Raw genomic sequence first — 11210 nt, 5'->3', positions numbered from 1 at the left:
GAATCGTATCATGCGATGGCACCCCATTCTTCAATTCGATATACTTTCGAAGATAATCCTGATAGTTTTCTGCAAACAATGCCATTTCGACCCAATCATCTGCATTTGCAAGTGTGGCAAAAAGCACGATTACGAGAATATCTTTTAGCTTGTGACGAACTTTTCTCTGTTGACGATTATCCTCAATGTATTCCATCCAATCTAATAATTCCTGCATTTTCTAACACCCCTTTTCTTTTCATTTTACCAGAAAAGGGACGTGTTCACAATTTATTTACTCATGCGTTTGTCGTGCTGGTTTTAATCCATCTTTGCAGGACGTCCAATCAATACAATTCCTTTGTCAAATGAGAATTCCGTTCGGTACTGACTTTTCGCTACTGTCTTTCCGTTTGCATCTACTAAATAACCTTTTAACTCAGAATCTCCATTTGCTGTTTTTTCAATCTGGTATCCGGTAAACATGGCAACATGGTATATATTTTTATACCTGCCATTGTTTTGGGATTTTGCATAAAAAATCAAATCTCCTGGAAGTAATACCAGTTCCTCCACGGAAACACCTTTTTCTGCAATGATTTTTCCATTTTCTACACACCATTTTCCCTGGTCTGCTGCAGTTGGTGCCCAATTCTCACTTCCCATGCAGACTCCATATGGACTATAGCTCCTCCATGTAAGTGAACTGCAATCGTAATATCCTTCTTCCATTCTTTTTGCCTGACTATATAAGGCTCCAACGGAAGCTTCTGCTTTTTTTACTGCTTTTATTGCCTCGCTGGAAGCTACTGCCACATAACAAGTATATGTATCTTTTCCTGATTTTCCCGTTATTGTTGCATTTCCAAAATTCTTTGCTGTTATTTTTCCAGAACTGTTTACGGAAGCAATTGACTTATCACTGCTTTTCCAAGTAATAGTTTTTGACTGATTGGAAAATTTAATTGTTTTTGACTTTCCTTTTTCTAAAGTAATTGCCTGACTATCTAAGGCAAAATTTATTACTGTCACATGGCAGGTCAGTTTTTTTCCATATATCGTAATTGAAACATCAGCTGTTCCTTCCGACTCGCCATATAAGTATATTCCATTCTCCTTTTGTTTTACTGATACAATATCCGGATTTGAGCTGGCACAAGTCACCTTTTCATCCAATATAGAGCCAATTAATCCATTTATCTTCAAACAATACGATAACTCCTCTTGTCCATTTAAAATGACATCTGTATCTGATAAAGTTGGATTAATTACCGTTACTTCACAATATAATGCAGTATATGCCTGGTCTTGTCCCAAAACAGATACTAAAATTGCTGCTGTACCTTCTTTTTTGGGAGTTACAACACCTTTCCCTGTGACTTTAACAATTCCTGTGTCCAAAGAAGTACAATCTTTTATAGTTCCATTAACTACCTTTATCTTCCCTGTCTTCCCCCCAACTGCTAATGTTAACTGCGACTGTTCTAATTCTGGTGATTTTTCTTTTGCACTGGCAAAAATACTATTGCTGCTCCCAAATGCTAACATAAAAGAAATAAGAACCAGCAGAGCAAAATAACTTTGTCTTATTTTTACTTTTTTCTTTTCTTTTTTTTCGAAACAGCTACACTGTTGTTTTATCCCGGATAGTAATTCGTCTGGTATCTTATTCACTTTTTCACAATAAAGCTGTTGTTTAAAATCCACTTTTTTATGCAGACAGTCCGAACATATTATCTCACTTGTTTTTTCCACAATAACTCACTCCTTCTCATTGGAAATTATAAAAAATAAACCTCTTTTTTTCTCTTAAATCAAAAATTCTACTGTATTCATCATAGCAGAAAGCATAAAAAATGTCACTCTTTTCTCATAAAACAAAAAAACTTTCACATAATAAACTATAGCTATGGAAATTTCATTTTTTGAATTCTCCTTTACTTTTTTCCACCTGCAACTAAAGTTATTTGCATTTACTTTCTATTTGCTTTTCATAGTCCTGATTTCTTTTTATTAAGCACTAAAAGAATAAATGTATACATTATTTTTTTCATTTTTCGCATTGTTTCCAACCCACCATACTTTTCCTTTTGCATATACAGGCATTCGATACGGATTCAAGTATGCTTTTGCAGAAACACGAGTTGTTGTCTTTACAACTTTTCCTGTTTTATCTACAACAATTTCATATACACCTTGATATTTATTTTTTTTATAACGCTCAAATAAAATTACATAATCTTCCTTATCTGTTGCTACTACTTGTGGATTTGAAATCGTGTATTCTTTTCCATAATTTGTAAGCCATTTTACGCCATAATTCGTTACCGATTTATCACCATTATTTCCAGCCATACCAGATTTTCTCCTTTTTTACCTACGTTCTCCACTCAAAGCTTTTGTTTTATACTAGCACATTTCCTTATTCCATTCTAACAAATTATAATAAAGAAAAAAAGAACCTTCTCTTATAAACAACTTAATATTTATAAGAAAAGGTTCTGGAAAAGTTTATTTACCTATAGGTTTATTTAAAAGCTTTTTGTTTCATTCGTTCTCTATTCTGCTTTTTTAACAAGTGCTTCGTATTTTGCTTTTGCATCCTTTTCAGCCTTGTCAAATAGTTCTTGTGCTCTTTCTGGGTTAGAACGTGATAATCTGTTGTAACGAACTTCGCCCATAATAAAGTCTTTGTAATCTAATGTAGGCTCTTTCGAGTCTAATTGGAATGGATTCTTTCCTTCTTCCACACGACGTGGGTCGAAACGGAATAAGTGCCAGTATCCGGACTGTACAGCTTTCTTTTCTTCTGTCTGAGCACCTTTCATACCGCCTTTGATACCATGGTTAATACATGGAGCATATGCGATAATTAAAGATGGTCCCGGATAGTTTTCAGCTTCTACAAAAGCTTTTACACATTGATTGTAATCAGCACCCTGAGCAATCTGCGCAACATATACGTATCCGTAGCTCATAGCAATTGCTGCCAAGTCTTTCTTCTTCACTTCTTTACCAGCTGCTGCAAATTGGGCAATCGCACCGGTTGGTGTAGCTTTTGAAGACTGACCACCTGTATTAGAATATACTTCTGTATCAAATACTAAGATATTTACATCTTGTCCGCTGGCAAGAACATGGTCAACACCACCGAATCCGATATCATAAGCCCATCCGTCACCACCAAAGATCCACTGAGATTTCTTAGAAGCAAAATCTTTATTCTTTAAGATATTCATCTTGTCCGGATCATTGCAGTCACAAGCTTCTAATGCTGTAATCATTTCTTTTGTTGCAGATGCATTTTCTGTACTGGAATCTTTTGTTGCAAGATATTTTTCAAGTGCAGCTTTTACATCTGTATTTTCTGCCTTTTCTAATAAGTTTTCAGCAGAATCAATAACACGTTTTCTCAATGCTCTTTGTGCTAACTGCATACCAAAGCCATATTCTGCGTTATCTTCAAATAAGGAGTTAGCCCAAGCAGGACCTTTACCTTCTTTATTTACTGTATATGGTGATGCCGGTGAAGAACCACCCCAGATGGAAGAACATCCTGTTGCATTTGCAATATACATTCTATCACCAAATAATTGAGTTACTAACTTAGCATAAGGTGTTTCACCACATCCTGCACAAGCACCTGAGAACTCAAGTAATGGCTGTTTAAACTGGCTTCCTTTTACTGTTGTTTCTTTAAATTTATCACTAACAGCTTTAGGAGTATCTAATGTTACACCATAATCGAACATCTTCTGTGCTTCGAACTGGCTTTCAATTGGTTTCATTGCAAGAGCTTTTTCACCCTTCTTACCTGGACATACATTGACACAAGATCCACAGCCTGTACAGTCAAGTACAGAAATACTAATTGCAAATTTGTGACCAGGCATTCCTGTCATATCCATCATAGATGTTCCTTCCGGTGCATTTGCTGCTGCCGATTCATCCATGGCCACTGGACGAATACAAGCATGTGGACAAACATAAGAACAGAAGTTACATTGGATACAATTGTCTGGGTTCCAAGATGGAACATCAATTGCAACGCCACGTTTTTCATATGCTGCTGAACCGGATGGAAGTGTTCCATCTGCATATTTTGTAAATGCAGAAACCGGTAAATCATTACCTGTCTGGGAGTTAATTGCACTTTGAATTGTATTTACATATTCAACTACATCCGCTCTATCCCCTGTTACTTTTTCTGTTAAATCTTCTATATCTGCATTTGCCCAGCTTGCAGGAACTTCAATTTCAACAACATTCTTCGCACCGGCTTCAATCGCCTCATGGTTCATTCGTACAACATCTTCACCTTTCTTTGAGTAAGAAGCTGTTGCAGCATCCTTCATATATTGAATTGCATCCTCTGCAGGAATGATATTTGCTAATTTAAAGAATGCAGATTGAAGAATTGTATTGATGCGTCCACCTAAACCGATTTCCTTACCAATCTTAAATCCGTCAATTGTGTAGAACTTAATGTTATGTTTTGCAATGTATGCTTTTACCTGTCCTGGAAGATGAGTTTCTAACTCTTCCTTATTCCAGCTACAGTTAAGAAGGAATGTTCCTCCATCTTTTAAGTCCTGAACCATGTTATATTTTCTAATATATGCCGGCATATGACATGCTACAAAATTAGCTTTATTAATCAAATATGTAGCTTTGATTGGATCTTTACCAAAACGTAAGTGGGAAATTGTAACACCACCTGATTTTTTGGAATCGTAATCAAAATATGCCTGTGCATACATGTCTGTATGGTCACCGATAATCTTGATTGAGTTTTTGTTTGCACCTACTGTACCGTCAGCACCAAGTCCCCAGAACTTACAGGAAATTGTACTTTCCGGTGTTGTATTAGGATTTTCAACACGTGGTAAAGAAAGATTTGTTACATCATCCACAATACCAAGTGTAAATTTAGGTTTTTCTGTATTTCTATATACAGCAATAACATCTGCAGGAGTTGTATCCTTAGATCCTAAACCGTAACGTCCGGATAATACAGGAACCTGATCAAACTTAGAACCTTTTAATGCAGCAACTACATCTAAGTATAATGGTTCACCAAGAGCTCCTGGTTCTTTTGTTCTGTCAAGAACACTGATTGTCTTAACTGTATCCGGAATCGCATCAATTAAGTGTTTTGCGCTGAATGGTCTATAAAGACGTACTTTTACAAGACCAACTTTTTCTCCATTCGCAGCTAAATAATCAATTGTTTCATCAATTGTATCGCATACAGAACCCATTGCAATAATAACTCTCTCTGCATCTTTAGCACCATAATAATTAAATAATTTATAGTCTGTTCCAATCTTAGCATTAACTTTGTCCATATATTCCTGTGCTAATTCTGGAATTGCATCATAATATGGGTTGCTTGCCTCTCTTGCCTGGAAGAAAACATCCGGATTCTGAGCAGTACCACGCTGTACCGGATGTTCTGGGTTTAACGCACGGCGACGGAATTCATCTACTGCTTCCATATCACACATATCAGCTAAATCTTCATAATCCCAAACTTCAATTTTCTGAATTTCATGAGAAGTTCTGAATCCGTCGAAGAAATGTACAAATGGAACACGTCCTTTGATTGCTGTTAAATGAGCAACTGCACCTAAATCCATTACTTCCTGTACATTACTGGAACATAACATAGCAAAACCTGTCTGACGACAAGCATATACATCAGAATGATCACCAAAAATAGATAATGCATGAGAAGCAACTGCACGAGCTGTTACATGAATTACACCTGGTAATAATTCACCTGCAATTTTATACATATTAGGAATCATTAACAATAATCCCTGTGAAGCCGTATATGTTGTAGTTAATGCGCCTGCTTCCAAAGAACCATGGACAGCACCTGCTGCACCTGCTTCAGACTGCATCTCAGATAATACAACCTCATGTCCAAAAATATTTTTTCTTCCCTGTGTTGCCCACATATCAGTGTAATCAGCCATAGGAGAAGATGGAGTAATAGGATAGATAGCAGCCACATCAGTAAACGCATAAGAAACATGAGCAGCGGCAGTATTTCCATCCATTGTTTTCATTTTTCTCGCCATTTTATCTTGTCCTCCTTCTATAAATCGATATTACTTATCCGTGTATTTATAAGTTTTTACGGTATAAGTTATCGTTTCAAGTCTATCACTTTTATTCTGAAAAGTAAAGATAACGACAAGGAATTTTCTTATATTTTATGTATTCTTTTTTATAAAATTCCATCTTTTTCAGGTTCCCTGCTCGTTGTATTTCTAATTTTCATTTTCCACTTTGTATAATTTAATCAAACATGTGCCCAGCATATACAAGCAAGTATATTTTTTGTCTAATATATTCCTACATTTTCTTAAGATAATTATTGCTTTTATACAGTTTTTTCAGTACACTTATAATATAAACCCAAAAGGAGGAACAGCAGATGATAAATAATCTAAAAGTACGTTCAAAAATGTTTATTCTTGTTTTAGTCATGCTTTTGTCTATCTTATTTATTGCTTTATTCAATGCGCGACAATCAGACAAAACGTATCAAGATTCCATCCGTGCAATGAGGGAAACTCTTTACGGTGACTATGACACCCAAATCAAGAATCAGGTAAATTGTGTCATTTCACTTATACAATCTATTTACGACAAACAAGAAAAAGGAATTTATACAGAACAGGAAGCTAAGCAACTTGCCACAGATTTAGTACGCGAAATGCGTTATGGGGAAGAAGGATATTTCTGGATTGACACTTATGAAGGTGATAATATTGTCTTATTAGGAAGCGAAACAGAAGGTACCAACCGTATGAATGCTGAAGATGTTAACGGTTACAAAATGATACAAGACATTATAAAAAATGGTCAAAATAAAGATGGTGGATTTACAGAATATTATTTTCCAAAAGAGGGCGAAACAGAAGCTTCTCCAAAACGTGCTTACAGCAAAGCATTCGAACCTTATAAATGGGTCATTGGAACAGGAAATTATACGGACGACCTTGAAGAACTTGCCATAGAAAAAACTGCCGCTCAAAAAGCTAACTACTTAAAAACCCAAAAAATTGTATTTATAATCGTAACAATTACACTCATTGTTTTAGCATTTTTAGCAATTATAATACTAAATAGTATTACAAAACCATTAAAAAGCTCCATAAAACTTTTAAAATTAATGTCTGAAGGGGATTATACAATTACAATTCCAGAATCTTATCTTAATAGAAAAGATGACTTTGGGGATTTAGGCATGGCAATTAAGCTTATGAAAGATAAAACACAGTCATTAGTTGGACATGTAAAAGATGACTGTGATGAATTAACTGAAATTGCAGCTACTATTAACACAAATGTATCACAGTTAAATAGTCAGATTGAAGAAATCTCAGCAACTACAGAAGAATTAGCTGCCAGCATGCAGGAAACGGCTGCTACTTCTGATGAGTTATCTGCTTCTTCCGAAGAAATCAACCAGTCAGTAGAAATAATTGCAAACCAAACAAAAGATGGTGCAAAAAAAGCAGATGAAATCAGTCAACGTGCGAATGACACACAGATTAGTGTAGAGAAAGCAAAAGAAAAAACTTCTTCAATGCAAGAAAAAATCAAAGCAGATTTACTTGCTGCATTAGAACAGGCAAACGTTGTAAACCAAATTTATGAACTATCGGAATCTATTATGCAAATTACAGATCAAACCAACCTTCTTGCTTTAAATGCTTCCATTGAAGCAGCCCGTGCCGGAGAAGCTGGAAAAGGATTTGCCGTTGTAGCAAATGAGATTGGTCACCTGGCAGAAGAATCAAAAAACACTGTAATAAAAATACAAAATGTAACAGAAGAAGTAACTTCTGCTGTTACAAATTTATCCGATAATTCTTCACATTTAATTGAATTTGTGTCAACCGATATAAATGACGATTATAATACATTTATGGAAGTAGCTTATGCTTATAAAGAAGATGCTGCTTACATAAGCCAATTAGTAAATGATTTTAATCATGCCTCACAAGAATTGTCCGGTACAATTCATACAATGATGACATCCATTCAGGAAATATCCCATGCAGCCAATGAAGGAGCTGAAGGCACAACAAACATTGCCGGCAGATGCGTTGACTCTCTGGCACAGTCAAATAAAATTTTAGAAGAAACAACACATTCAAAAGAAAATAGTGAAAATCTGAAAAAAGAAATTTCGTATTTCAAAATTTCTTAAATAACTTCCTTCTATCTATGTGAAGCAATTGTAAATATTAAAAGCTTAATATTTACAATTGCTTTTTTATTTTTTCAAAAAAGGATTGACAAAGTTTATCGTTTATTGTATTGTTGTATTAATCACTTAATACAGTAATACATTTTTATTTGGAAGGAGGAATCAAAATGACCTGGGATTTAAAAAATGACAGACCTATCTATATCCAGCTTGTGGAACAGATTACACTTCTTATTATTTCTGGACAATTTGAAGCAGGAAGTCGGCTTGCCTCTGTTCGCGATTTGGCAACGGAAGCCCGCGTTAATCCAAACACAATGCAGAAAGCGCTGGCAGAATTAGAACGAATCGGTTTGGTACACACCAACCGAACAAGCGGAAGATTCATTACGGAGGATACAAAAATGATAGAAGAAATGAAAAAAAATCTTGCAAAAGAAGAATTAAAAACATTCCTGGAACAAATGAAGCAGCTCGGATTTACCGACGAAGAAATTAAAACATTTATTATTGAAAATTGTTCAAATTAGCTTATTTGATTTTGAGAAAGAGAGGATTATTATGAGTGCAATCTTAAAATGTACAAACCTTACAAAACAATTTGGTAAAAAATTAGCTCTTTCCGATGTGAATCTTTCATTGGAAAGAGGGAAAATAATAGGACTTTTAGGTCCAAATGGAAGTGGAAAAACAACATTTATCAAGCTTTTAAACGGTCTTCTTGTTCCAACTTCAGGAGAAATTCGGATAAATGGGTTAACTCCATGCCCACAAACAAAACAAACGGTTTCTTACCTCCCTGATAAAACCTATCTAAACGACTGGATGAAGGTATGCGATTTATTTGATTTTTTTGAAGACTTCTACAACAATTTTGATCGAATGAAAGCAGTTGAAATGTTACAGCGACTAAATATTAATCAAAATGACCGTTTAAAATCAATGTCAAAAGGAACAAAAGAAAAAGTTCAGCTAATTCTTGTAATGAGCCGTAATGCAGATCTTTATGTCTTAGATGAACCGATTGGCGGAGTTGATCCGGCATCCAGAGATTATATTTTAAATACAATTATTACAAATTACAGTGAAAAAGCTTCTGTGCTAATTTCTACTCATTTAATTGCCGATATCGAATCAGTACTAGACGATGTCATCTTTTTAAAAGACGGAAAAGTAACACTTACATCATCGGTAGATGATATTCGGATGCAGGAAGGCAAATCAGTTGACAACTTATTTAGGGAGGTATTTAAATGTTAAGTAAATTAATTAAATATGAATTTAAATCAACAGCCAAGTGGTTTTTTCCATTATATGCTTTTACGGTTGTTCTCGCCCAATTAACAAAAATGCTTATTTCTTCCTCTATTTTTGAAGAAGGAATGTTAAATATTATTCCAACCGCAATAACAAGTTTATATGTTATTTCCATTGTTGCCACATTTATTATTACATTTTTTCTGATTGTTTATCGTTTTTATAAAAGTATGGTTACAAATGAAGGATATCTAACACATACATTACCGGTAACTACAACAAAATTAATATTATCAAAGCTAATTTCTGCTACTCTTTGGGCGATACTAGCTTCTATTATTGCTTTGATATCCATCCTAATTCTTTATTTTGATGTAACAGAATTTCAAGAACTAAAACACTTTTTCTCTAGTTCTAATTTACAATTAATTGCAGAAGAGCTTTCCTCAAATGGATTTTCCTTTATCTTAACGATAATTGAAGCTATTGTTTTAGTGCTAATAACTATTTGTTACTACATTCTTAAGATTTATGCGGCAATTGCAATTGGTCAATTATTTAATACTCAAAAACTCCTTGCTTCTTTTGCTTTTTATTTTGTACTTGGATTCATCACACAGGTTATATCCATTTTTATTATGTTAGTTCCTATGTTTTCTGATTGGATATCTTCTGACGGCTCAATTGACTTTTTTCACACATTACTACCAACCGGAATCATTTCAACCTTCCTACTATGTGTAATCCATTTCGCAATTACCAACTACATTTTTTCTAAAAAATTAAATTTGGAATAATATATCATATTTAAAAAGACACACAGAATATATACTTTTCTATAAAGTATTGTTTTATGTGTCTTCTTTTAACCTCCCTAATCATGACGATTCTTTTTATCCAAGGCATAGTTACAAATTGTATTATTATCTCAAAAACAAATCGAAATTGAAACATTTGTTTCAGTCTTACTTGTCAAATTTCTTTACTCATGATACAATTTTTTAAATAACTAAAAGGAAGGAGCGTATACATGACTACAAAAAATGATACACCAAAACAAGAAAAACCTAAATTAATCTCCGCTTTATGGCAATATACATTAATAGTAGCAATCGTCTTTTTTTTCCTGCTAATCTGTCCTAAATTTGTATATGGCTCAACTCTTGTAGATGGAGCTTCTATGGAAAATACCCTGCACACAAACGACCGCATTTTTCATGAAATGATTTCCTATCGTTTTCACGAACCAGAACGTTTTGATGTCGTACAACTCCAATCTCCAGTGGAAGAAGATACTTTCTGGGTAAAACGAATTATTGGTCTGCCTGATGAAACAATTCAGATAAAAAATGGAACGATTTATATTAATAACAAAAAACTTAAAAATGATACATACGGAAATGCTCCGATTGATTACGCCGGAATTGCAGAAAAAACATATAAAATACCGGAGGGTCATTATTTTTTAATGGGTGATAATAGAAAATCAGACATCAGCTGGGATAGCAGATATGAAGAAATCGGTGCAATTCCTCGTGAAAACATACTTGCCAAACTAATTTTTCGTTATTATCCATTCAACCAAATCGGAACTATAAATTAAAATTTTATATTAAATAAAGTGAAAAAGAGAAACCGTCACACTAGTTTCTCTTTTTTTATTGTGGAAATACATTACATATTTCTATTAAATTTAACTTATCAGAACATACCTATCTGACGAGTTAACGCATCATAAAATATT

The 11210-nt window shown here is 34.2% G+C and carries 9 protein-coding genes; 5 read left to right on the top strand and 4 right to left on the bottom strand.

The features are described 5' to 3' along the window. From FYJ58_RS12670 to nifJ, 4 genes are all read right to left on the bottom strand, one after another. On the bottom strand, nucleotides 1-217 hold a 217-nt coding region (locus FYJ58_RS12670; RefSeq protein ID WP_205839225.1), incomplete at its 3' end, for a transposase family protein. A gap of 83 nt (nucleotides 218-300) precedes the next feature. After that, nucleotides 301-1734 (bottom strand): Ig-like domain-containing protein, encoded by a 1434-nt coding sequence (locus FYJ58_RS12665; protein ID WP_154520090.1) that lies wholly within the window; start codon nucleotides 1732-1734, stop codon nucleotides 301-303. A gap of 258 nt (nucleotides 1735-1992) precedes the next feature. Continuing rightward, nucleotides 1993-2334 carry a hypothetical protein gene (locus tag FYJ58_RS12660; protein ID WP_154520089.1) on the bottom strand — a complete coding sequence of 114 codons (342 nt, stop codon included), beginning with the start codon at nucleotides 2332-2334 and terminating at the stop codon, nucleotides 1993-1995. Between the two features lie 203 nt (nucleotides 2335-2537). Continuing rightward, the gene (gene nifJ / locus FYJ58_RS12655) at nucleotides 2538-6065 is read right to left on the bottom strand and encodes a pyruvate:ferredoxin (flavodoxin) oxidoreductase (RefSeq protein WP_154520088.1); all 3528 of its coding nucleotides are present in this window, start codon (nucleotides 6063-6065) and stop codon (nucleotides 2538-2540) included. 359 nt (nucleotides 6066-6424) lie between these two features. Between nifJ and FYJ58_RS12650 the strand changes: the two genes are divergently transcribed. The 5 genes from FYJ58_RS12650 (at nucleotide 6425) to lepB (ending at nucleotide 11069) form a co-directional block, all read left to right on the top strand. Further along, entirely contained in the window at nucleotides 6425-8209 is a 1785-nt protein-coding gene (locus tag FYJ58_RS12650; RefSeq protein WP_154520087.1) for a methyl-accepting chemotaxis protein, read from the top strand. 167 nt (nucleotides 8210-8376) lie between these two features. Further along, complete coding sequence (locus FYJ58_RS12645) at nucleotides 8377-8739, top strand: GntR family transcriptional regulator (protein ID WP_154520086.1); 363 nt, start codon at nucleotides 8377-8379, stop codon at nucleotides 8737-8739. Between the two features lie 31 nt (nucleotides 8740-8770). Next, a complete protein-coding gene (locus tag FYJ58_RS12640; RefSeq protein ID WP_154520085.1) occupies nucleotides 8771-9469 on the top strand; it encodes an ABC transporter ATP-binding protein in 699 nt (232 codons plus the stop codon). After that, on the top strand, nucleotides 9463-10263 hold the full coding sequence (locus FYJ58_RS12635) for a hypothetical protein (RefSeq protein WP_154520084.1): 801 nt from the start codon (nucleotides 9463-9465) through the stop codon (nucleotides 10261-10263). Before FYJ58_RS12640 ends, FYJ58_RS12635 begins: the two co-directional genes overlap by 7 nt. A gap of 233 nt (nucleotides 10264-10496) precedes the next feature. Further along, on the top strand, nucleotides 10497-11069 hold the full coding sequence (gene lepB, locus FYJ58_RS12630) for a signal peptidase I (protein WP_154520083.1): 573 nt from the start codon (nucleotides 10497-10499) through the stop codon (nucleotides 11067-11069). The last annotated feature ends 141 nt before the right edge of the window (nucleotides 11070-11210 follow it).

This window comes from Velocimicrobium porci (genome assembly GCF_009696045.1).
GTDB lineage: Bacteria > Bacillota > Clostridia > Lachnospirales > Lachnospiraceae > Velocimicrobium > Velocimicrobium porci.
Note: the sequence above shows the minus strand (reverse complement) of the source record. Positions and strands in the feature narration are given on the sequence as shown.